This window comes from Teredinibacter franksiae (assembly GCF_014218805.1).
Classification (GTDB): Bacteria; Pseudomonadota; Gammaproteobacteria; order Pseudomonadales; family Cellvibrionaceae; genus Teredinibacter; species Teredinibacter franksiae.
In genome coordinates, this window is record NZ_JACJUV010000001.1 from 1644195 (window position 1) to 1668502 (window position 24308).

Sequence of the window (24308 nt, forward strand, 5' to 3'; positions counted from 1 at the left end):
ACCCCGGGGCGGATGCTGTGTATTAACGAGCACGAACCACCTGATAGCTACGGCTTACATATTTCACCGGTACACTCCATATATGGACTAGACGTGAAAATGGAAATACTAGGAATAAACTCATGCCTAGAAAAACATGTAACTTATAGATTATATGAACGTCGGCAATATAGCCCGACGCCACAGATCCATTAAGCGTTACGATGTTTTGTGTCCATGACATAAGCTTTAGCATTTCTGTGCCATCCATATGCCCCGCTGACACAAAGATAGACGTAAGCCCAAGTAATAACTGAGAGTAGAGCATGAGCAGAATCACGATATCCATTTTTGCCGTTGTGGCACGTACACGTTCGTTGGTAAGGCGTCGAACAAGCAGAATGGTCATTCCGTATAGGCATAGGAGGCCAAAAATGCCACCCGCTGCCATAGCCACTATTTGCTTATGCGGTGCCGAGACACCCAGCACATGCCAAACTTCGTGCGGTGTTAGTAACCCGACAAAATGACCGCCAAAAATCGCCAGCACCCCTATATGAAAAGGCAAGCTGCCACGGCGCAGCCATTTTTTTTCCAGTAGCTGACTAGAGCTTGTTTTCCAGGTGTATTGCTCTCGGTCATAGCGAATTAGAGACCCTACAAGAAATACAGTAAAGGCAATATAGGGGTAAATGCCAAAGAGTAAATGGTTTAAATCATTCATTACGATTCCCTCTCGCCGGTCTGCGCAGGATCACTTGCGTTTTGGTTGTTAAAATCGACCCAGTGAACAGGTATGTCTAAATCCGCTCTCTGGCTCTCGCTGGGCTTATTAGTATTGGTACAACCTTCCGTGGATTCTGCACCGAATTTAACTTCTTCCTCTTCCCACTCTTTATCCAGCGCTTCCTTACTGTCATCGCGTTTTTCGGTACTGACCTTTTCACGCAACTCGCTGAGGTTAACTTCACTACCGGCTAACTCCAATAATGCTTCAAGCAATACGCTGTAGTGACTTTCGCGCTTTTCCAAGCGTGCCTGCAGCAGTGCCAATATGTGCTCTACTTCCTGTAACCAACTGAGAGCGTTGGCTTCACCTTGGGTGGAAATAAACTCGAGAAACAACGGAATGTAATCCGGCAGCTCGTGCTGCGAAATTTCTAAACCTGCTTCGCGGTACTGGTTCATTAAATCTACCATTGCCTGCCCACGATCACGGCTTTCGCCGTGAACATGTTCGAACAACCACAACCCCAACGAGCGTCCGCGTTCAAATAATCCGTCGTATTCCGACTGAATATCGAGAATATCGCGATCTAACTGTTTCCAAACGAACGATTGCATACGCTCCTTTGTTTCACGGCTAAGTGGTGAACGCCAAATAGCATCACACAGCTCTACCTCGCCTTCATGCAGCCACTCTTCGGGATAATCCAATAACCGAGAGATCACCAATAATATTTCCATTAATCGTCTCCCTGGGATACGGCAATAATATTGCGGTTAGTTTGCTTCTTACCACCAAATAAATTCACACCACTATCACCATCACTACAGCCGTTGCCAAAGCTAAATCCACAACTACTCTTCATGCTGTAAGCATCTTCGGCATAGGATTTATGACTAGCGGGAATAACGAAACGATCTTCATAATTCGCAATGGCCATATAACGGTACATTTCTTCAACCTGATCGACGGTAATACCCGCCGCCTGCAATACCTCTAAATCTTCCTCACCATCCACCTGCTGTGAACGCTTATAGGCACGCATGGCCAACATACGTTCAAGCGCATTTATTACCGGTGCTTCGTCGCCAGCCGTTAATAGGTTAGCAAGGTAACGAATAGGAATACGCAAAGACTTTAGGTCCGGAATAACGCCGTTCTTACCAATTCTGCCTGATTCAGCGGCATTCTGAATGGGTGACAGCGGCGGGATATACCACACCATAGGTAAGGTGCGATATTCCGGGTGCAGTGGCAGAGCCACTTTCCAGTCCATCACCATTTTATATACAGGTGAGTTCTGCGCTGCGTCTAACCACGCTTCGGGAATACCTTCTTTACGTGCAGCTTCTTGCACCGCCGGGTCATTTGGATCGAGAAATAAATCCAACTGTGCCTGGTACAGGTCTTTGTCGCTTTCTGCACTTGCCGCCTCTTCAATTTTATCGGCGTCGTAAAGCAAAACACCTAAATAGCGAATACGCCCCACACAGGTTTCAGAACATACCGTTGGCTGACCGGCTTCAATACGCGGGTAGCAGAAAATACATTTTTCCGATTTTCCAGTATTCCAGTTGTAGTAGATCTTTTTATACGGACAACCGGAAACACACATACGCCACCCGCGACACTTATCTTGATCGATAAGTACAATGCCATCTTCTTCACGCTTATAAATAGCACCACTTGGGCAGCTGGCGACACACGTTGGGTTAAGGCAATGCTCACACAGGCGGGGCAAGTACATCATGAAAGTTTTTTCAAATTCGCCGTAAATTTCTTTTTGCGCGACTTCGTCAAAGCAGACATCTTTTTTGCGTTTTTCAAACTCGGTGCCAAGAATTTCTTCCCAGTTTGGCCCCCAGTTTATTTTTTCCATTCGCTTGCCGGTTATCAGCGAGCGCGGACGCGCTACGGGCTGATGTTTACTGTCGGCAGCATTGTGTAAATGCTCGTAATCGAAGTCGAATGGCTCGTAGTAATCGTCTATTTCGGGCAGATCGGGATTAGCAAATATATTGGACAGAATGCGCAATTTGCCACCCTGTTTGGGCTCAAGCTTGCCATTGTTTTTGCGTACCCAACCACCGTTCCATTTTTCTTGATTTTCCCATTCCTTCGGGAAACCAACGCCGGGCTTAGATTCAACGTTGTTAAACCATGCGTATTCCATACCGTCGCGACTTGTCCAAACGTTCTTACACGTAATGGAACACGTATGGCAGCCAATACATTTATCCAGGTTCAAGACCATGCCGATTTGCGCACGTATTTTCATGTTATTTCTCCTCCTGTGCAGACTCTTCATCGAGCCAATCGACTTTGTCCATTTTGCGGACAATAACGAATTCATCTCGGTTACAACCCACAGTACCGTAGTAGTTAAAGCCATAAGACTGCTGTGCGTAACCACCAATCATATGCGTTGGTTTCATTACCGCCCGCGTTACCGAATTGTGGATACCACCGCGTGTTTTAGTTGTTTCGGCACCCGGTGTATTTACGATACGTTCCTGCGCGTGATACATCATGCTCATGCCTTCCGGCACCCGCTGAGAAACAACAGCTCTACAGGCAATAGCACCGTTCACGTTAAATATTTCGATCCAGTCGTTATCCTCAATTCCGCCTTTCTTTGCGTCTACTTCACTGAGCCACACAATAGGGCCGCCACGAGATAGCGTGAGCATTAACAGGTTATCGGAATAGGTGGAGTGAATGCCCCATTTTTGATGAGGAGTAATCCAGTTAAGTACCAGCTCTTCGTTGCCATTGGGCATTTTACCCAGCAAAGGCTTAACGCTTTTCAGGTTTACCGGCGGCTTGTACAAACATTGGGTTTCGCCAAAGTCACGCATCCACTCGTGGTCCTGATAGAACTGCTGGCGACCGGTAACGGTTCTCCAGGGAATACACTCATGTACGTTGGTATAGCCTGCGTTATAACTTACATGCTCATCTTCCAGCCCGCTCCAGGTCGGCGAACTAATAATCTTGCGCGGCTGCGCAACAATATCGTGGAAACGAATCTTTTCATCTTCTTTAGGTAACGCCAAGTGGGTGTGATCACGGCCGGTTATTTTTGACAGCGCTTCCCAGGCTTTAACCGCCACTTGGCCATTGGTTTCTGGTGCAAGGCTTAAAATTACCTCAGCGGCGTCAATGGCGGTTTCAATCTTGGGTCGCCCCTGATGCGCGCCTTCCTCCGTGTGAACACGGTTCAGCTTGCCAAGAAATTCAACTTCATCTTCGGTATTCCAATTAATACCTTTACCGCCGTTCCCCAGTTTTTCCAATAGCGGGCCGAGCGACGTAAAACGCTTATAGGTATTGGGGAAATCACGTTCCACCACAATCATGTTGGGTGCGGTTTTGCCGGGAATTAAATCGCACTCGCCTTTCCACCAGCTCTTCACGCCATCGGGCTGTGCCAGCTCTCCCGGGGTGTCGTGTTGTAGTGGCAGGGTAACCAGATCTTTTTCCACACCAAGATGACCAACCGACAGCTCGGAGAACTTTTTGGCAATGCCTTTAAAAATATCCCAATCTGATCGCGATTCCCAAACAGGGTCTACAGCCTTACTTAACGGGTGAATAAACGGATGCATATCCGAGGTATTCATATCGTCTTTTTCGTACCAAGTAGCCGTTGGCAATACAATATCGGAATACAGGCAGGTAGTGGACATACGGAAGTCGAGCGTTACCAGCAGGTCTACTTTGCCCTCTGGCGCTTCGTCATTCCATACAATATCTTCAGGTTTCTTTTCACCACTTTCACCCAGGTCTTTGCCCATTAGGCCGTGCTTGGTGCCGAGTAAATGACGCAGCATGTATTCGTGGCCTTTACCCGAAGAACCCAACAAATTAGAACGCCAGATAAACATACTACGCGGGTAGTTCTTGGGGTTGTCGGGGTCTTCACAGGCAAATTTAAGATCACCGGATTTCAGTAACTTCACCGCGTAATCTTTTGGGTCCATGTTTAGTTTCGCTGCTTTTTTACATAGCTCCAGCGGGTTCATATTCAGCTGCGGTGCCGACGGCAACCAGCCCATACGCTCGGCGCGGGTGTTGTAGTCAATAATAGACGCACCCCATTTTGACTTGTCCGCCAGCGGCGATACCACTTCAGTCATCTCTAATTTTTCGTAGCGCCACTGGCTGGAGTGGTTATAGAAGAACGAGGTGCCGTTCATTTGACGTGGTGGACGCTGCCAATCCAAACCAAAGGCCAGCGGCAACCAACCACACTGTGGGCGTAGTTTTTCCTGGCCTACATAATGTGCCCAACCACCACCACTCTGACCAATACAACCGCACATCATTAACAGGTTAATAACGCCACGGTAGTTCATGTCCATGTTGTACCAATGGTTCATAGCAGCACCGATAATAATCATCGATCGGCCATGGGTTTTATCGGCATTGTCGGCAAATTCACGCGCGATGCGAATAATTTGTTCACGGGGTACACCGGTAATTTTTTCCTGCCAGGCTGGCGTATAGGGTGCATCATCGTCAAACGAATTGGCCGTGTTCGGGCAGTCTAGTCCGTTATCCACACCGTAATTTGCTAGTGTTAGATCATAAACTGTGGCTACTAGCGCTTCGCTGCCATCAGCCAGTTTAATTTTCTTCACCGGCACTTTACGTAGCTGCACGTCGGCGTGATCGGTGCTGTCGAAGTAGTTAAACTCGTGCTCCTGACCCCCAAAGTAAGGGAATGCAACTTCTACTACTTCATCAGCGACATCTTTCAACGATGTTGTAAGGTCAATTTCTACACCCGAACCGCCATCGAGCTGGTCAATATTCCACTTGCCACTTTCACCCCAGCGATAGCCAATAGAGCCCGTGGGTGAAACCAATTTGCCATTTGAATTAAGCCCAATAGTTTTCCACTCGGGGTTATTCTCCTGGCCAAGATTTTTCTTCAAATCGCTAGCACGCAGGAACGGACCCTGCTGTAAACCCTGCTCGGAAGGCAGTAGTTTTACTAAGTACGGGAAGTCAGTCGTGGTTTTAACGTATTGCTTAAAATAGTCGCTTTTACCGTCGGCATGAAATTCTTTCAGCACTACATGGCCCATGGCCATGGCAACAGCCGCATCAGTACCCTGCTTGGCAGCCACCCACTCGTCGGTAAGTTTCGCCACCTCGGAATAATCCGGTGTTACCGAAACAGTTTTTGTACCCTTGTAACGAACTTCAGTAAAGAAGTGAGCATCGGGTGTACGGGTTTGTGGAACGTTTGAACCCCAGGCAATGATGTAGCCAGAGTTATACCAGTCGGCCGATTCCGGCACGTCGGTTTGCTCACCCCAAACCTGAGGAGATGCAGGGGGCAGGTCACAGTACCAGTCGTAAAAACTCAGGCAGTTACCACCAATTAAAGACAGGTAACGTGAACCTGCGGCATAACTCACCATGCTCATCGCGGGAATCGGAGAGAAGCCAGTCACGCGGTCAGGGCCGTAGGTTTTAGCGGTGTACACATTGGACGCCGCAATAATTTCATTCACTTCTTCCCAGCCTGAGCGAACCAAACCACCGAGGCCACGCTTGCTCTTATAGCTCGTTGCCTTGGCAGGGTCGGAAACAATCGATTCCCAGGCTGCAACAGGGTCGCTATGGATAGCTTTCGCTTCACGCCACAGCTTTAGCAGGTGTTTACGAATTTTAGGGTACTTGAGCCGGTTGGCACTGTAGATATACCAGCTGAAGCTCGCACCGCGCGGGCAGCCTCGGGGTTCATGATTAGGCAGATCAGGTCGCGTACGCGGATAATCGGTTTGCTGGGTTTCCCAGGTTACTAGGCCATCTTTTACGTAAATTTTCCAACTGCAGGACCCCGTACAATTCACACCATGAGTGGAACGCACTATCTTGTCGTGCTGCCAGCGTTTTCGGTACCCGTCTTCCCATCCGCGATCTTCATTGGTAGTAACACCGTGACCATCGGCGAAGCTGGATTTTTTCACATTGAAAAACCGCAGCTTATCTAAAAAGTGACTCATGATTATTTTCCTCGGCTGCCCTAGGGTGTGGGTACGGCGCAATGCACACACATTTACGGAGATACCGCCACTATAGAAAGCTTAGAGCGACTACAATTGACCCAGATCAAAGCCAATTTTGGCCTAACTACTCCTTTATATTTGGGTACCCACAAAGAGGTATGCCGGTGTAAGACCAATGTCCGTTGACTTACAATTTCACTCGCCAATCCGCACCGGAGCACGTAAACAGCCTCAAAATGGGGCACTATTAACCTTGGCGGTTCTAGACTAATAGAGACCATTACAACCAGTCGCTTAAGAGCGCACATCCAAAAATAGCTATTTAGCCCGCCACTATTGCTGTCGGGGTAACATTCGCAGACACTGGGTGAAACCAATACGTAAATCGACCGGGGACAACTTTGAACACAGACAACTACCAGCAAGGGCTATTTGGCTCGGTAATGAGCTACATCACTGTCTCCCTCGCTACAATTATCGCAATCACGCTTATCAGTATTTTTGTATCGTTTTGGGTTACCGAACTTGCGGACAAAGACGCCCAGGCCATTAACCTTTCTGGCTCTATGCGTATGCAAACCTACCGCATAGGGCTTGCCCTAGAGCGAGGAGAATTTGAAGCGGCAACGCAAAATATTGAAGAGCTACACAAAACCTGGAATCATTCCATTTTCGCCCAGCAACATTCGCTGCTCAAAGACCCCGAAGAAGAACATTCGAAGCTCACCCAATACTTCGCCATCGCTTATTTCAACTGGCTGAGCAATACCAAACCCGCTTTACAAGCAACGGCTAACCGCGCACCAACCAACACCCCAAACTTTAACCTGCTACTGGAAAACCAAGTATTACTCACCGACACACTGGTAAACCAATTCCAAAAAGACGCAGAACGAAAAATTGTAAACCTACGCACATTTCAACTGGCCGCACTATTCATAACGGTATTGGTGGGAAGCCTTATTTTCTATCTGCTAAAAAACAGGGTAGAAAAACCTTTATCACAACTCACGGAAACCGCGGAGAGAATTAGCGAAGGGGATTTCAATCAAAGAGTAGACGTAGAGGGTAGCGACGAACTCTCGTTACTCGCCGAAACATTTAATCGAATGAGCAAATCCATTGCCGACTCATACAACGTACTGGAAGAACGAGTAGAAGAAAGAACGCGTGCGCTTCAGCAAAACAATATCGCATTGGAATTCCTCATCACCACCGCACGTAACATTTTAGAATCTCACGACGGAAAATTTAGCTTTTCCGATACCATCAGCGATCTTTCCGACATTCTTGGAGACCATAAACTTGAGCTTTGTTTATTTACCGAGCAAGGCCAGCGCCCATACTTACAATTGGTCGCCCACAACCGCACAGATAACCCCTGCGAAAAAACCGATTGTAACAATTGCCGCAATATTCATCAGAAATCGAAACCCTTATTGCTGGAGGGCCAACAACGCTTCTCCATCAGTATGGGCGAACGTCATTTTGGCATTATCGATTTACACATTAATGGTTCTAACAAATTACCCGATTGGCAGCAAAACCTTATCCAATCAGTAGCAAACCAATTTGCAGTAGCCTTATCCATGGGCGAACAAAAAGACCGCGACCACCGTTTTGCGATGTTAAGCGAACGCACGGTAATCGCTCGAGAGCTACACGACTCCCTAGCCCAAGCCTTGTCATACCTACAAATACAAGTGACACGCCTACAAAAATCGAAAGATAGAGGAAGCTACGAGCTACAACAGCCGATCATCGACGAACTTCGCGAAGGCTTATCGTCGGCCTACCGTCAACTAAGGGAGCTGTTAACCACATTCCGCCTAAAAATGGATGAAGGAGGGCTAAAAACAGCGCTTGAAAGCACCGTAGAGCAACTTCGCGCGCGGAGCGATATGGCTATTGTTTTGGATTACCAACTGGTAAACCTCCCCCTAGACGCCAGCGAAGAAATTCATTTACTGCAAATCGTGCGTGAAGCAGGCCAAAATGCCATTCACCATTCAAGAGGTCAAAACGTGTTAATTCGGTTAGAACAGAAGCCCGATAAAAGCGTAGAACTTATCGTAACGGATGATGGCGTCGGCATACCGAACACACCGGAAAAACTAAACCACTATGGGCTAGCCATTATGAATGAACGCAGCCGCAACCTAGGGGGGGAAATCGACATTACCTCGCGGCCTACAGGCGGCACACAAGTCAGCTTTGTATTTACTCCCAGCACCACACAAACAGAGTCATTAACATCAGCTGATTGACGGTTTACCGTTGCATCCATTGAAAAGATAAAAAAGCAAAAAGCATATACATTAGTTACACAAACGATTCCTGTTTTTACTGAAAACGCCGAACATCCGCTTCAGTTGTACACCAAACTACTGCCCGTTACCCCACGGGGATTGAGTCGAAAATGTAGCGACATACAAGCCCTCCACTTTGTCTCGGGCCCACTGGGTCTTGCGTAAAAACTTCAACGACGATTTAACCGATGGGTCACTTTTAAAGCAGTTAATGTCAATTCTCTGGGCCAGGCCATCCCAACCATAGTGATCCATCAAGCGCGTTACAACCATCTCAAGCGTAAGGCCATGTAAAGGGTTATTCGGTTGCTCATTACTCATACGATATAAACACCATTTTTACGTTCTATGTTGACGGTGTAATGCTTTATCAGTAGGCCAGCGATAGTAGCTAGTTATCTTATGGACAACATTACAGCCCCATACCTACGATTCTCCCACATCCGACTCTTCGATTGTACTCGCTCTCGCAGCGCAGCTATCATCACCTTTACTCATCGTTTTTCGACTTACCCAAGAAGTACTTTGAGTCAGGCTCGCAGACCTTACAAGGTATTTTCATCTTCTAAGCTAAAATGTGTATATTTGACCGTAAAAAAGCCGACCGCTAGAACAGTAGTCAACACTAAGATTGAAAATGCTACCCCGCCAAATAACCAGTTTTTTGAATGCAAAGTGTAGAAGCCAATTCCACCACCAGCGATACTACCGAGCATACCGCCGAACACTCCTATACGGGAAAGTGATTTTTTATCGGGCCTAATTTTCGCATCGCAACCTTCACACTGTATCGTCGAAAAGTTTGTCAAACAAACAGACTTTAATTTTGAAACCCCTCGCCCACAGCTTGGGCAACTAAATTTAGATTGACTCATAATTATTCATGACACCGAGGTTATGGAGATTTTTTTGGGGCGTTAATTCGAAAAACCGCTTAAATCATTACACAACATCGTCCTCACAACACACTGTAACTACCAGATTACTCGACATATCCTCTGATATTTGAAACACAATAGGACGACAGCAGACCTGACAATCTTCTATATACTGCGTACCAGCTTCCTGCCTATCGATTAATACTGAAATGGTCTCGCCACAATAAGGACAACCTATGTTTTGCTCATTTAATTCCATAAAGTTTCAAACTCAAACTAATCATCTCGATTAACCCCCGATACCCTGAAAATTCAGCTGGCACTTTCATTTTTAATAAACCCTAAAACCCTTACCGAGCACAATAAACTTATAGTTTTGTACTGCTACTTGAAAGCTTTAGGGTCTGGGTTTTCTTTTACCAACCCAGCCACCTTTATACAAAGGTCTTCTTCAGTCATTTTCTGCCATCCAGGAACATATTGATTTAGCTCCACCAGTACAGCCAAATCAGTAAAAGGAACAACCATGCAAATTCCGGGGCCGATGGTTTTAAACAACTTGCCAAACCGCAACACAACCAACCGCTGATTTTCCTGAACCATAAATACAGTTTTCCCTACAATTACAACAATCAAAAGAAAAAACATCAAAAAAAGCAATAATTCAATATTCATAAATACAGCTACCCTAGAGAAAAACCTGTACGAGCAGTTAACGTGGATTAGCCGCCGCTAAAAGCCGAGGAGTATACGATTATTGGTTAACTGGCGGATTATTATAGTTTCACCACTGTCGATCATTGTTTTTAACCGTCGGCTGTAAGCAGTGACGCGTTATGACAATTTACCAAGCTCATTTTCCATATGGCTGTTTCATATATAGATGTCAGTTTTCTTTTACCAAAATATGCTGCCACGCCAAAACTTAGAGGAGCAGTAAGTAGCATTATTGGATTCATTTCGAATACAAAAAATGTAACCCCCAAATGAAGAACTAGTGCAAAAATACCGGGAACTATCCTATATTTAAACTTATATGCTCTTCCCAAATAGGCTGCCTGCCAACCGACTATTGCTGCTGGTGAGAACAGTAACCAAACTAATATTCCACCCATTTCCCCAAATAAATAGAACAGCCCACCGGCAGGTATTAATCCAATCAGGGAGCCGATGATAACGCCTTTTATAGACTGCTGATCATCAAGCTCATTCAGGGCCATTTTTAGTTCTTCATTACTGAACTTTCCACTCATATTTCATACTCCATAATATGGATACCGCTCGCATATTTTGGCAGCGAAACTGCGCCAAAACTAACCGCGCATTTCTTAATGCATTCACTACCCTAAACTGGCACCCTCTAGCTTTAATAAGCTAACTTTTCTCAGTACCTACTCTATTCCGGTATTTATCTTTTACAAATTCCTGCAGATCTTCGACGGTATCACTTTCATCTACAATTTCAGTTCCAAGCAATGTTTCAATTGCATCTTCAAGGCTAACAACGCCCTCATCCTGGCCATATGAATCTTCAACAATAAAAATGTGCTCACGGTGGCTAAGGAAACGCTGCAACAATTGCTGAACAGTCAGGTCTTCCGAAACGCGACGAATAGCTTTTGAAAATTCTTTGATGGGCAGATCACCTTGACCCTGACGCTCTGCCTCATAGAGATCACGATTCAAAACCATATGCTCACAGGTACCACTTTCATCGTAGATAGGTATTCTGGAAAACTGGCGGGTTTTTTCATTGTCCAAAGCATTTTTTACCGTTGTCACTGCACTTAGAGAGTGAACCACACTCTGAGGAGTAGCAATTTGCTGTGTTTTAATTTCCCCTAAACCTAATGCATTAGCCAGATACCTATTTTCATTCCTACCTAGGCTACCTAACTTGTGGCCGAGAGAGGCTAAAGCGATGATTTCATCTCGGCTCACATTACTCTCAGCGTTATTACTGAATAACCGCGTTATAAGCCCTGAAAGCCAAACAAGTGGATACACCAACTTAACCAGCCAGACAATGACATGTGCTGAAGGGGTTGCTAATTGTCGCCAAAATGTAGCTCCTAACGTCTTGGGAATAATTTCTGAGAAATACAAAATTACCAGCGTTAACAGTACCGCAATCAACGTTTCCCACTTCGCACCAAATACTTGAGCCGCCTGAGACCCTACACCAGCCGCTCCCATTGTATGGGCAAACGTATTCAGTATCAGAATACTGGAAATGGATTCGTCCAGGCGCTCTTTAACTCTAACAAGGACTTTGCCACTACCCGGTGACTTAGAAGAAACATTTTGTACAAAACCGGGTGTTATAGACAGCAACACCGCTTCAAGAATAGAGCACAAAAATGACACGCCTATCGCAATGGTCAGATATATAAATAACAATGTCATAGTAGAGTTCCTAATTAATTCGCATTTAGTTTTTATTGTGCTCTAGTACTAACCACTAAAACAGTTAATTTACCAATTCAATTTCTTCGCTTCCATGTCTTTCAGGGCCTCTGCGCCAGCCGCTCTTCACCAAAACCTCAGCCCTAGCACATCTAATTAAACCTCAGCACTCCCTCAGGCGAGATTTGTGAGCCGACGACACACTTTAAAGCAGGTATAATATCAACCGCAAAAAAACTGCGTGAATCTATCTACCGATTTAACTTGTCGCCAACGTAAATTATGGAAACAAAGATTGTATATAGGCTCGAAGCCCCCTACACGATAGCCGCCAGAACGCCGTAAAGATTACTGAACAACCAGCGCGACTTAAAAACGACGCAAACATTACCCGATCGTTTCAAATGACAATAATCATCCACGACATCGCCAGCCAAAGCAATGCTGGGGAAACACTTTCGGACACCCACACTAACACTTGAACCCCGGCTCAAACCACTGTACATTACAACAGCAAAAAGAAGCTCAAGGAGTGAGCCATGCCCCGCCCAAGGAAGCAACAAATCTCCCTAGAAGCCACACCCTACTACCATTGTACCTCTCGCTGTGTACGCAGAGCCTTTCTCTGTGGCCTTGATGCGCTAACCGGTAAAGATTACGAATACCGCCGTCAATGGGTTGAAGACCGTATTCTATTTCTAGGTGAGGTTTTCTGCATTGACGTATGTGCCTACGCCGTAATGAGCAACCACCACCATGTGGTGCTACACATCAATATGGCTGATGCCCAAAGCCTGACGGACCTAGAAGTATGTGAACGCTGGCACAAGCTCTACAAAGGCACCCTCTTAACTCAAAAATTTTTTAAGGGTGAACTACTCGACGAAGCCCAGATGCTCGCCGTTAAAGAAAAACTGGACCACTGGCGCCTTGAGCTGGCCAATATCAGCCGCTGGATGTGGGCCTTAAACGAACCCATTGCCCGTATGGCGAACGCCGAAGACCAATGTACAGGACGCTTCTGGGAAACTATTGCCTGTACTTTATCTTAATATGGCTGTCTTATTTGTCTTTTAAACCTATACTCATTCTATTAACCCTCTATCTTGATATGGCATACATCCCAAATCCATACTTCACCATTCTGTATTCCCCCCCGGGATATTGGGAAACGTCAGCCGTTACTTCGATAACATATAGCGATTTATCGGAAACGCTGATATAAAACGGTTTGCCATCATAAAAAAACAGCCCCCCACCCAACCCCCGCCGATATTTAGCGGAGAACTCACCACTTTTTATGACAAACGTTCTCGAAACATCTACCGGGCAGTGGCTTCGTGTGTAAGTAATCAACTCTTCTTTAACACCATCGTAGTCACCATCTGCCCGTACATACCAGGCGTTAACTTTTCCTGCCTGCATGTACCCTTGCATTTTCTTTTTGTTCTCACTAACATATTTCTTGGGCAATCCATATAAAAACGCCTCCATATACGCCTCAGCATAATCATTTATATCAATAGCCCGATACCCTGCCCCCCGAAGCAATGGAAATTCCGGGTCACTTTTAATATCGCACACTTCTCCCTTGTGTTTTTCAAAGTAGCCCTTGATATCCCGGCAAAGTGCGTAGTTGCTCCCTTTGGTTATTTTAAGTCGGTAGTCACCGGAAGCGGCTGACTTATCGGAAGAGTTTTCTTGACGGACGAAATTATTGCGCCTTTCTGAGCTGCCCGCGTTAGCAGCCAGTAAGACACGCAACCGCTCCACAGCCTCTTTACGTGCGTTTGTGGCCGCTAAGCCCTGCGCTTGCTCGTAGGCCGAGAGTGCGTCTTTATTGCGCTCCAAACGCTCTAACGCCCGGCCTTTATTGAAGTAGGCGTTGGCCTGAGCCTTTACGTTATCGGTATGTTCGACAGCTTGATTGGAAACGGCTATTACATCGCTGAAGCGAGCTAATTGATACAACACCAAGGCATAGTTGTTGAGCACGCGGGTATTATCCGGCGTTAGCTTTAACGCTTGTTCGTAATAGTCTATAGCTTCCTCATACTTTTTAAGCTTATAAGATTGAACGCCCAATTCGTTATACTGCCGCCATGACGGGTTTTCTTCTACACTATTCTTAGGCTCTACTTGCGCATAGGCAGTAGTAAAATAGATAAGGGTTAGACCAATAACTACGGGTAAAATATTCGAGCATTTTATTTTCATTTTCTAACCACCATAATGAATCGTAAACAGTTCCAACGAGCGGTAACTTTTCGCCCTGAGCTACACTAAGGCTTTACTTGTTACCTCCTAGCATTAAGGTCATTGCCAGCCAACTGCACCCTCCCGTTTATTCAGCGCCGACAGCACAAAAGAATACTGACTGATCATCAACACATTATCCTGATCATTTTTTAGCGCAACAAGACAGTATTCTTCTGCTTTAGCGTACTGGTTTGACGTGCAGGATTCCTGGCCAAGTAACACTAAATCTTCTGTGCTCAATTTGGCATTATCGGCGCTTTGATGAACATCCACCTGGTTGTAAGCCAGTGAAAACAAAGCCGCCCTCTCTTTCGAATTCGGTAACACCAAAGCAGTCACTTCTTCCAACATCACGGGGTGATCTTCAATAAAGGTAACTTTATCTTCATACCCCTGCACGAAATTATTCTCAAAAAATTCTCGAACACGCTGCTGCCATGTCTGACCCTCAGCACCTCCAATCACAAACGTTGACGGCCGGTTTTCTCCGCCTTGTGCCCAGGTTTCCATAACCGCATTTAGGGCGTTATTAAGACGCTCGGTTTCACTGGGGAGGGGGATTCCTTTTGCGTCTACTTCGTATTACTGGTCAAATATTGCACTTAGCTGCTGGTGTATTTCCCCGTGTTCATCTTCCCTAATTCCGAAAAGCTCAGATAACACAAGATCGCGAACACCTGGTTCATAAAGATTAAAACCGGTGCCAATCGTCACATACCCTTTGGAATCGATATAGGCAATCTGTTTTTCACCCTCAACGTTTGCAATAATCTCGTAACGTAACTTTTTGTAGTCTTCGTCTGAAAGCTCACTTAAACCTATACTCATTCTATTGACCCTCTATCTTGATATGGCATACATCCCAAATCCATACTTCACCAATCTGTATTCCCCCCCCGGGATATAGGGAAACGTCAGCCGTTACTTCGCTAACATATAGCGATTTATCGGAAACGCTGATATAAAACGGTTTACCGTCATAAAAAAACAGCCCCCCACCCAACCCGCTTCGATATTTAGCGGAGAACTCACCACTTTTTATGACAAACGTTCTCGAAAGCTCTACCGGGCAGTGGCTTCGGGTAATAGTAATCAACTCTTCTTTAACACCATCGTAGTCACCATCTGCCCGTACATACCAGGCGTTAATTTTTCCTGCCTGCATGTACCCTTGCATTCTCTTTTTGCTCTCACTAATATATTTTTTGGGCTTCCCATATATAATCGATTCCATGTACGCCTCAGCATAATCATTAATATCAATAGCCCGATACCCTGCCCCCCGAAGCAATGGAAATTCCGGGTCACTTTTAATATCGCACACCTCTCCCTTGTGTTTTTCAAAGTAGCCCTTGATATCCCGGCAAAGTGCGTAGTTGCTCCCTTTGGTTATTTTAAGTCGGTAGTCACCGGAAGCGGCTGACTTATCGGAAGAGTTTTCTTGACGGACGAAATTATTGCGCCTTTCTGAGCTGCCCGCGTTAGCAGCCAGTAAGACACGCAACCGCTCCACAGCCTCTTTACGTGCGTTTGTGGCCGCTAAGCCCTGCGCTTGCTCGTAGGCCGAGAGTGCGTCTTTATTGCGCTCCAAACGCTCTAACGCCCGGCCTTTATTGAAGTAGGCGTTGGCCTGAGCCTTTACGTTATCGGTATGTTCGACAGCTTGATTGGAAACGGCTATTACATCGCTGAAGCGAGCTAATTGATGCAACACCAAGGCATAGTTGTTGAGCACGCGGGTATTATCCGGCGTTAGCTTTAACGCTTGTTCGTAATAGTCTATAGCTTCCTCATACTTTTTAAGCTTATAAGATTGAACGCCCAATTCGTTATACTGCCGCCATGACGGGTTTTCTTCTACACTATTCTTAGGCTCTACTTGCGCATAGGCAGTAGTAAAATAGATAAGGGTTAGACCAATAACTACGGGTAAAATATTCGAGCATTTTATTTTCATTTTCTAACCACCATAATGAATCGTAAACAGTTCCAACGAGCGGTAACTTTTCGCCCTGAGCTACACTAAGGCTTTACGTGTTACCTCCTAGCATTAAGGTCATTGCCAGCCAACTGCACCCTCCCGTTTATTCAGCGCCGACAGCACAAAAGAATACTGACTGATCATCAACACATTATCCTGATCATTTTTTAGCGCAACAAGACAGTATTCTTCTGCTTTAGCGTACTGGTTTGACGTGCAGGATTCCTGGCCAAGTAACACTAAATCTTCTGTGCTCAATTTGGCATTATCGGCGCTTTGATGAACATCCACCTGGTTGTAAGCCAGTGAAAACAAAGCCGCCCTCTCTTTCGAATTCGGTAACACCAAAGCAGTCACTTCTTCCAACATCACGGGGTGATCTTCAATAAAGCTAGTAACTTTATCTTCATACACCTGAGCGAAATTATTCTCAAAAAATTCTCGAACACGCTGCTGCCATGTCTGACCCTCAGCACCTCCAATCACAAATGTTGACGGCCGGTTTTCTCCGCCTTGTGCCCAGGATTCCATAACCGCATTTAGGGCGTTATTAAGACGCTCGGTTTCACTGGGGAGGGGGTTTCCTTTTGCGTCTACTTGGTATTGCTGGGAAAATATTGCACTTAGCTGTTCGTGTATTTCCCCGTGATCGCCTTCCGTAATTCCGAAAAGATCAGATAACACAAGATCGCGAACTTGTGATGAATGCATGTTAAAACCGGTGCCAATCGTCGCATACCCTTTGGAATCGATATAGGCAATCTGTTTTTCACCCTCAACGTTTGCAATAATCTCGTAACGTAACTTTTTGTAGTCTTCGTCAGAAAGCTCACTTAAACCTATACTCATTCTATTGACCCTCTATCTTGATATGGCATACATCCCAAATCCATACTTCACCATTCTGTATTCCCCCCCCGGGATATTGGGAAACGTCAGCCGTTACTTCGCCAACAAACAATAATTTACCTGAAGTTTTAATATAAAACGGTTTACCGTCATAAAAAAACAGCCCCCCACCCAACCCCCGACGATATTTGGCGGAGAACTCACCACTTTTTATGACAAACGTTCTCGAAGCCTCTACCGGGCAGTGGCTTCGGGTGTAAGTAATCAACTCTTCTTTAACACCATCGTAGTCACCATCTGCCCGTACATACCAGGCGTTAACTTTTCCTGCCTGCATGTACCCTTGCATTCTCTTTTTGCTCTCACTAACATATTTCTTGGGCAATCCATATAAAAACGCCTCCATATACACCTCAGCATAATCATTAATATCAATAGCCCGATACCCTGCCCCCCGAAGCAATGGAAATTCCGGGTCACTTTTAATATCGCACACCTCTCCCTTGTGTTTTTCAAAGTAGCCCTTGATATCCCGGCAAAGTGCGTAGTTGCTCCCTTTGGTTATTTTAATTCGGTAGTCACCGGAAGCGGCTGACTTATCGGAAGAGTTTTCTTGACTGACGAAATTATTGCGACTTTCTGAGCTGCCCGCGTTAGCAGCCAGTAAGACACGCAACCGCTCCACAGCCTCTTTACGTGCGCTTGTGGCCGCTAAGCTCTGCGCTTGCTCGTAGGCCGAGAGTGCGTCTTTATTGCGCTCCAAACGCTCTAACGCCCGGCCTTTATTGAAGTAGGCGTTGGCCTGAGCCTTTACATTATCGGTATGTTCGACAGCTTGATTGGAAACGGCTATTACATCGCTGAAGCGAGCTAATTGATACAACACCAAGGCATAGTTGTTGAGCACGCGGGTATTATCCGGCGTTAGCTTTAACGCTTGTTCGTAATAGTCTATAGCTTCCTCATACTTTTTAAGCTTATAAGATTGAACGCCCAATTCGTTATACTGCCGCCATGACGGGTTTTCTTCTACACTATTCTTAGGCTCTACTTGCGCATAGGCAGTAGTAAAATAGATAAGGGTTAGACCAATAACTACGGGTAAAATATTCGAGCATTTTATTTTCATTTTCTAACCACCATAATGAATCGTAAACAGTTCCAACGAGCGGTAACTTTTCGCCCTGAGCTACACTAAGGCTTTACGTGTTACCTCCTAGCATTAAGGTCATTGCCAGCCAACTATCTTAATATGGCTGTCTTATTTGTCGCCTCGCATCGAAAATAGACTATCTCAACACTTAAACACCCATCAGGAATGCTTCTTTTCTTTACAATGACTGTCTAGTTTGCGTGTTTAATTTGCGCGCCCTGTGCTCGGCATGAGCGTATTGCTATGCATTTTTGTCATGTTCTCCTGCATCAATTTCCTCGGCAACTGGCTTATAACCAGCTGGGTGGAGCACTACCTTGACTATAGATTCAACTTTGTCCCCCTTTAAAGGAACGCTTCCTTCGAATGTCATGAACCGACCTTCGTGTAATACAAGGGATGCCGTTCTATTTTTTCCATTTACTCTATATATTACTTTTGAAACGCAGTATTCATACCCAAAAAACGGTAACTGAGGCACATTTATTCCTTTAGAGTAATATGCCGATACAAGTCTCCCTGGGTGTTGGTGCTGAATTAGTGATACTGCTTCAATTTGTTTGGCAAAGATTGCAGCTTCTTCTTTTGGTAAGGCATTCATGGTTACCTCTAATAGCCGTTTTTCAGGCTCATTAAATTCACTTAAACCCCCACGCAATAATGCACCGATTTTTTTCAAACTATTCGTAAGCACGAGAATTCTCCATATGCATAAAGCTAAGGTAGCCTACGATACATATGGAGCTGATTTTTGTGCAAGAATAAAGCGAAGCGTAATGCACAAAAAACTGCGGAGCATACAGCGCCAGATTGACCCGCTGGCTAACCATTTACTCGCTTTACCAACTCAGTTTTAAACTGCTCGTAGAAAAACACTTTTGGACACCCACATTAACACTTGAATCCAGGGATTAACCACTGTACATTACAACAGCAAAAAGAAACTCAAGGAACGAGCCGTGCCCCGCCCAAGGAAGCAACAAATCTCCCTAGAAGCCACACCTTACTACCACTGCACCTCCCGCTGCGTACGCCGTGCATTCCTCTGTGGGCTTGATTCTCTAACAGGCAAAGATTACGAGTACCGCCGTCAATGGGTTGAAGACCGTATTCTATTCCTCGGTGAGGTATTCTGTATTGACGTATGCGCCTATGCCGTTATGAGTAACCACCACCATGTGGTGCTACACATCAATATGGCTGAAGCCCAAAGCCTGACGGACCTAGAAGTATGCGAACGCTGGCACAAGCTTTACAAGGGCACCCTCTTAACACAGAAATTTTTAAAGGGTGAGCTACTCGACGAAGCCCAATGGCTTGCCGTTAAAGAAAAACTGGACCACTGGCGCCTTGAGCTGGCCAATATCAGCCGCTGGATGTGGGCCTTAAACGAACCCATTGCCCGTATGGCCAACGCCGAAGATCAATGTACAGGACGCTTTTGGGAAAGTCGGTTTAAATCACAAGCGTTGCTCGATGAAAAAGCCTTAGCCGCCTGTATGGCCTATGTGGATTTGAACCCCATTCGAGCCAGAATGGCCAAGACACCAGAAAGCTCTGACCACACCTCAATAAAACGCCGTATTGAAAACCAAGAGACTAATAACCCACAACCGTTAAAGCTCGCCGAATTTGTGGGTAACCCAAGAGAACCCATGCCCCAAGGCCTACCCTTTCATCTACAAGATTACGTGCAGCTTGTAGATATTACCGGAAGGGCTATTCGTGAAGACAAGCGTGGCTTTATCAACAATAACTTACCCCCCATTCTAGAGCGCCTCAATATCTCCAGCCATGAATGGCTTGTACTGACCACCCAGTTTGAATCTAAATTCAAAAGTTTGGTTGGCTGTAAGGAGAAGCTAATGCTTGCAGCAAAGGCATTAGGGCTGCAAAGAAGACCGGCTTACGCCAATTGTGAAGCGATACTCCACTAACACTCCCAACCGATATTAAGCCCGCCCCACTTTCTCCCCAAGAGAGGATTAAACTCGTTCGAAATCTGGCTATTTTGGCCATTTTTCGCCTATATGTAGCACACAGGTAACGGGGACAAATAACAACGTACTAGCCTACAAACCCACTAACTATTCGGCTGTATTTTTACTTAATATGGCTGTCTTATTTGTCCCGACTATTTAACCCGCTATGCTGCACACAACCCCCATTTGATTTCACAAAAGGGGGGGGATTTGAGCCACCTATTAGTTAAATCGTGGATCTTTGAGATACATTTTTTGGTTTTGACCTTCATACGGAGGAAGGTATTCACGATCTTTATCATCACCAAGATAATGATATTCAGACGTCGAAAATACCACCTGAATCCCAAATTTCCTGCAGAGTTCCTTCAACTCTTTAAAGAAAGCATCTAAATCCTCGCTATCTATCTCGTGTTGCTTAGGAGTATCGAAGATCAAGAAAGGAAGGCTAACGCCATTCTTAGATAAAACAGATTCAAGCAACGCTGCGTGATAAGCAAGCAACACCCTAATTTTTGTGCTGCCCGACAAGCTCTGAATTGATTCACCATCAAAGATTGGCTCAAAATCATTGACATACTCAATGTCAAAACTTACATTCCTCGTTTGAAGAACAGATAGCCATTTGACCAACTTTTCAGTGAGTAGAAATCGGATTTTGACCAAGTCGGTTAACTTCTCATTATCTCTCCCAAAACTATTTACTTTCACTTGAGCTGCTTCTTGACTATTCAGTGCAGCGATATATCTTTTCTCATACTCTTCAATCTTAAGAGCGTCTGACAATCTGGATTTTGCTTCAAACAACTTCTTTTCCAATTCATTTAGCAATGCAATTGAAGGACTACTTCCAGATTTTCTAAGATCATCATTACGATTTTTAATTACGCTATCAATCTCTTTTTTAATAGATATCTTTGAGTTTAACAAAGACTCTCTCCTATCATTATCTAAGATTTTATTGCGTTTAAGATCTTTTATTTGATCCCTTAAGTACAACAAACTCTTTGCATATGCCTCATTAGACTTTGAGAATAAACCGCAGCCATTGTCAGAATTAGCGCATATTTCACCAAAATCCAAAAACTCTCTTCTAGCTTCTTCATTAAGATTTAGGGTGCTAATTTCATCGTCAATCTCTGCAACAATTAAATCTACACCAGCTAACTTCTGTTCTATTGATAGCATCTCCCGATCTATACCTCTAACCTGCTTGGACATACTACTAATCAAGAAATCAAACGACTGATCTACTTCGGAGTCGTCCATAGCATTATTTTTAGCAAGATCTAACTCAAAAGTTATTTTCTCGATAACATCGTTCAACTCTTTTACTGAACGAACCTCACCTGTAATACAATCTTTTACAATTGCTAATTCTAATTTTCGGTCTACAGTAACACCATCCCAATGCTCTAGGTCTCTTTCGGCTTTTAGCTTTGACTTTTTCTTATCAAAGGAATTTTTTTCAGGCAGCCTAAATAAAAACCTGACCATCTCTGAAAACTGGTCTTTTACAAATCGCTTATCAGTCGCATAAATGCTTGTATAGCCACTATTTTGATCCGCGTAATAAAATGGAATTATTGTTGATAGATATATTGGTGTTTGGGACTTAGAATTAGTTACCAAATTTCTATTCTTGAAACCAAGAAGTGTGAATAGATAGTCAGACACTTGGCCTTCTGAATATAACTCATGCTTCAATTCTGAATCGTCAATTCGTTCGACAATACTGATATAAAATTCTTTTGAATACGTGCGCTCTAAAGACACCAACTTTCCATCTGACTCTAGAGTTAGCTTTGCTTTAGAGCAGTTCTCATAAATGTCTTTTCTAAACTTGGTGCTTAACCCCAAACAATGGATTATACTCTGCAGCAGAGGCGATTTACCCGTACCATTCTGGCCAAAGAATTGAGTTATGTGTTCAGAGAAAACAATCTCACCCGAGCTCCAACCGTCTTTCCCTTTAGGAAAAACTTGGATACTTTTTAGATTCATATCAGCTTCGCCTCGTATTGCGCATCCTTATGTAGAATAGCAAATGCATCTTTTACTTCTAGCAAATTACTGGCTAATTCACTATTTTTTGAGAGTACACTTTTTAGCAACTTTTGACCTTTCTTTGTCACGGCTAATCGGCTGTCTTTATTTCGAATTTCAATAAATCCGCTTAGCTCTAGAAAACTAACAGACTTAACTGTTCTAATTCGCAAAAGGGCTGACCAACCTAAGTGCCTAGCGCTACCTTTAAACCCCGTAAAAACCGACTCAATAGTCTCGCCAACCAATTGCCCTAATTCACTGACAATAGGTTTTCTCTGTCCAGAAGCCATAATCAGTACAATTAAGCTAATTAAAGGGAGCTGAAACAGCGATTCGTTGTCTAAAAAACGTGCCCCACCCTCTGTATCAGAGGGTAAGATAATACCACTCTCTCTTTTCTCAACCTCGATAAAAAAATTTTCAAAAGTCATGATTTCAACTTAACTATTTGTGAAAAAAAAGCGCCTAACACTTGATCTTTGTTTAGATCAAAAAGTATTTTCTCTTTCTCTAATTCTATCATCGACAATTTAACGGCTTTTCTTAAATCCATTAATTTTAACTTATGGTCTATAGTTATTATTTTGTTTAGTTCTATTTCTACAATCCCCGCAATGCCTTCAACGTCTAAGAAATCCAGACAACTTTCTCGAACCCAAACATCCCATTCAATTTTGCATTGCGAACAATATGTAATCGAATCTTGGGAAACACCCGCAGATTCTAGAGTTCTTTGAATTATGGAAGCGTTACGTATCGCCTTCGCATCTCCACCGCTCTTTAAAGCCAAATAAGCATCGCGTGAAATTGCTAACACATTTAGCAAATCGGTAATTCCAATCGATGTTTTCTCTTCAATTTCTTTGTACGAAAACTCTTTTAATGGTCCCTTAGACTTTCTAAACACCAAATCTTCTAACTTTATAATGATTTCTCTGGCTTCTATATAACGTAAATCGATCTCACTATACTCGTAGATTCTTGAGTGCGCTTCGCTGTGGTAAGTACTATTTCCAAGTTTCAGGTAAGGAACGTCCTCCTGAATATGCAGCTTATTAAAGTGCTCAATAATCTCTTTCTGAGTGAATTCGCTGCCATCACCCGAAAATGCTCCGTTATATTTACTAAACAATAGCTGAACCCATTTATTATCAACCTCTCCTTTGTCAAGGCTTGCTCTTAACTCTTCGACCTTCTTATCGACAACAATATTCGTTTGAAAAACCACAGAATTGCATTCTTTACCAAACTGTATGACATGCTGTAGCAGTTTACCAGCGAAGCTGTCATGCAGATTTTTTGTAGTTAAAGATCCTCCTTTCTGCGTGTTAATTCCAAATAGTTTATTGAGTCCAAAAGGTTCTCGAATATCCTCTTGGGTCTTAACCTGAATAAAGTCATATGTTGATTCACTATTTAGCTTCCGTTGAACAACAATGTCATCGTGAAATTCGCAATACACTTTCTGCACTTCATCCTCATTGAGGATCTCTAGGCAGGCAATTACACCTGACTTTATTTGGCAGTCAAATCTTTCTAAAGCGGTACGACCGCCTTGCTCTCTAGGGCGAAGATTATGAAACATAAAATTGCAACTTGATTGTTTTACGCTTAAAAGTGAAATACCACATGGTTTCTAATGAAGCGTGTAAGATATTGCCAAGAAATAGCAACTGTATCAACGACACTAATTAATCCACACAATCCTATTTT

Annotated in this window: 22 protein-coding genes and 1 pseudogene; 3 read left to right on the plus strand and 20 right to left on the minus strand. The window is 44.4% G+C overall.

Going from position 1 to position 24308, the window contains the following annotated elements; translation table 11 throughout:
• Positions 1–22: 22 nt before the first annotated feature.
• The 4 genes from narI to H5336_RS06665 are packed head-to-tail and all read right to left on the minus strand — an operon-like array spanning position 23 to position 6726.
• Complete coding sequence (gene narI, locus H5336_RS06650) at positions 23–703, minus strand: respiratory nitrate reductase subunit gamma (protein WP_185232582.1); 681 nt, start codon at positions 701–703, stop codon at positions 23–25.
• Positions 703–1446: a nitrate reductase molybdenum cofactor assembly chaperone gene (gene narJ, locus H5336_RS06655; protein ID WP_185232584.1), complete on the minus strand. Its 744-nt coding sequence runs from the start codon at positions 1444–1446 to the stop codon at positions 703–705. The genes narI and narJ overlap by 1 nt, the downstream gene beginning before the upstream one ends.
• Positions 1446–2984, minus strand: coding sequence for a nitrate reductase subunit beta (gene narH, locus H5336_RS06660; RefSeq protein WP_185232586.1), 1539 nt, complete (start codon positions 2982–2984; stop codon positions 1446–1448). The genes narJ and narH overlap by 1 nt, the downstream gene beginning before the upstream one ends.
• A 1-nt stretch (position 2985) precedes the next feature.
• On the minus strand, positions 2986–6726 hold the full coding sequence (locus H5336_RS06665; RefSeq protein ID WP_185232589.1) for a nitrate reductase subunit alpha: 3741 nt from the start codon (positions 6724–6726) through the stop codon (positions 2986–2988).
• Positions 6727–7130: 404 nt separating this feature from the next.
• Between H5336_RS06665 and H5336_RS06670 the strand changes: the two genes are divergently transcribed.
• Complete coding sequence (locus H5336_RS06670; protein ID WP_185232591.1) at positions 7131–8996, plus strand: ATP-binding protein; 1866 nt, start codon at positions 7131–7133, stop codon at positions 8994–8996.
• A gap of 117 nt (positions 8997–9113) precedes the next feature.
• Here H5336_RS06670 and H5336_RS06675 read toward each other — a convergent pair whose 3' ends face one another.
• The 6 genes from H5336_RS06675 to H5336_RS06700 all read right to left on the minus strand — a co-directional run bounded on the left by H5336_RS06675 (position 9114) and on the right by H5336_RS06700 (position 12322).
• Complete coding sequence (locus H5336_RS06675; RefSeq protein WP_185232593.1) at positions 9114–9359, minus strand: VF530 family protein; 246 nt, start codon at positions 9357–9359, stop codon at positions 9114–9116.
• 224 nt (positions 9360–9583) lie between these two features.
• Positions 9584–9913 (minus strand): hypothetical protein, encoded by a 330-nt coding sequence (locus tag H5336_RS06680; RefSeq protein ID WP_185232595.1) that lies wholly within the window; start codon positions 9911–9913, stop codon positions 9584–9586.
• A 67-nt stretch (positions 9914–9980) separates the two neighbouring features.
• Entirely contained in the window at positions 9981–10175 is a 195-nt protein-coding gene (locus tag H5336_RS06685) for a CPXCG motif-containing cysteine-rich protein (RefSeq protein ID WP_185232597.1), read from the minus strand.
• Positions 10176–10300: 125 nt separating this feature from the next.
• Positions 10301–10591 (minus strand): SPFH domain-containing protein, encoded by a 291-nt coding sequence (locus H5336_RS06690; RefSeq protein WP_185232599.1) that lies wholly within the window; start codon positions 10589–10591, stop codon positions 10301–10303.
• A gap of 131 nt (positions 10592–10722) precedes the next feature.
• The gene (locus tag H5336_RS06695; RefSeq protein WP_185232601.1) at positions 10723–11169 is read right to left on the minus strand and encodes a hypothetical protein; all 447 of its coding nucleotides are present in this window, start codon (positions 11167–11169) and stop codon (positions 10723–10725) included.
• A gap of 121 nt (positions 11170–11290) precedes the next feature.
• Complete coding sequence (locus H5336_RS06700; protein ID WP_185232603.1) at positions 11291–12322, minus strand: CNNM domain-containing protein; 1032 nt, start codon at positions 12320–12322, stop codon at positions 11291–11293.
• Positions 12323–12861: 539 nt separating this feature from the next.
• Between H5336_RS06700 and H5336_RS06705 the strand changes: the two are divergent.
• Positions 12862–13353, plus strand: a pseudogene (locus H5336_RS06705) (hypothetical protein); the annotation flags it as partial.
• 70 nt (positions 13354–13423) lie between these two features.
• On the opposite strand, the gene H5336_RS06710 reads toward H5336_RS06705, so the two are convergent.
• From H5336_RS06710 to H5336_RS06740, 7 genes are all read right to left on the minus strand, one after another.
• A complete protein-coding gene (locus H5336_RS06710) occupies positions 13424–14539 on the minus strand; it encodes a tetratricopeptide repeat protein (RefSeq protein WP_246439048.1) in 1116 nt (371 codons plus the stop codon).
• A gap of 99 nt (positions 14540–14638) precedes the next feature.
• Positions 14639–15091: a hypothetical protein gene (locus H5336_RS06715; RefSeq protein ID WP_185232605.1), complete on the minus strand. Its 453-nt coding sequence runs from the start codon at positions 15089–15091 to the stop codon at positions 14639–14641.
• 72 nt (positions 15092–15163) lie between these two features.
• Positions 15164–15409, minus strand: a complete 246-nt coding sequence (locus H5336_RS06720; protein ID WP_185232607.1) for a hypothetical protein — start codon at positions 15407–15409, stop codon at positions 15164–15166.
• 1 nt (position 15410) lies between these two features.
• Entirely contained in the window at positions 15411–16538 is a 1128-nt protein-coding gene (locus tag H5336_RS06725; RefSeq protein WP_185232609.1) for a tetratricopeptide repeat protein, read from the minus strand.
• Positions 16539–16637: 99 nt separating this feature from the next.
• Entirely contained in the window at positions 16638–17411 is a 774-nt protein-coding gene (locus tag H5336_RS06730) for a hypothetical protein (RefSeq protein ID WP_246439049.1), read from the minus strand.
• A 1-nt stretch (position 17412) separates the two neighbouring features.
• Complete coding sequence (locus H5336_RS06735; protein ID WP_185232611.1) at positions 17413–18540, minus strand: tetratricopeptide repeat protein; 1128 nt, start codon at positions 18538–18540, stop codon at positions 17413–17415.
• A gap of 265 nt (positions 18541–18805) precedes the next feature.
• On the minus strand, positions 18806–19258 hold the full coding sequence (locus tag H5336_RS06740; protein ID WP_185232613.1) for a hypothetical protein: 453 nt from the start codon (positions 19256–19258) through the stop codon (positions 18806–18808).
• A gap of 265 nt (positions 19259–19523) precedes the next feature.
• Between H5336_RS06740 and H5336_RS06745 the strand changes: the two genes are divergently transcribed.
• Positions 19524–20501, plus strand: a complete 978-nt coding sequence (locus tag H5336_RS06745) for a hypothetical protein (protein WP_185232615.1) — start codon at positions 19524–19526, stop codon at positions 20499–20501.
• A 267-nt stretch (positions 20502–20768) separates the two neighbouring features.
• Here the strand turns inward: H5336_RS06745 and H5336_RS06750 are convergent, their stop codons facing one another.
• Genes H5336_RS06750 through H5336_RS06760 form a run of 3 tightly spaced genes read right to left on the minus strand, consistent with a single transcriptional unit; the run spans position 20769 to position 24180 of the window.
• Positions 20769–22550: a hypothetical protein gene (locus tag H5336_RS06750; protein ID WP_185232618.1), complete on the minus strand. Its 1782-nt coding sequence runs from the start codon at positions 22548–22550 to the stop codon at positions 20769–20771.
• A complete protein-coding gene (locus H5336_RS06755) occupies positions 22547–23026 on the minus strand; it encodes a hypothetical protein (RefSeq protein ID WP_185232620.1) in 480 nt (159 codons plus the stop codon). The genes H5336_RS06750 and H5336_RS06755 overlap by 4 nt, the downstream gene beginning before the upstream one ends.
• Complete coding sequence (locus tag H5336_RS06760; RefSeq protein ID WP_185232622.1) at positions 23023–24180, minus strand: dsDNA nuclease domain-containing protein; 1158 nt, start codon at positions 24178–24180, stop codon at positions 23023–23025. Before H5336_RS06760 ends, H5336_RS06755 begins: the two co-directional genes overlap by 4 nt.
• Between the last annotated feature and the right edge of the window lie 128 nt (positions 24181–24308).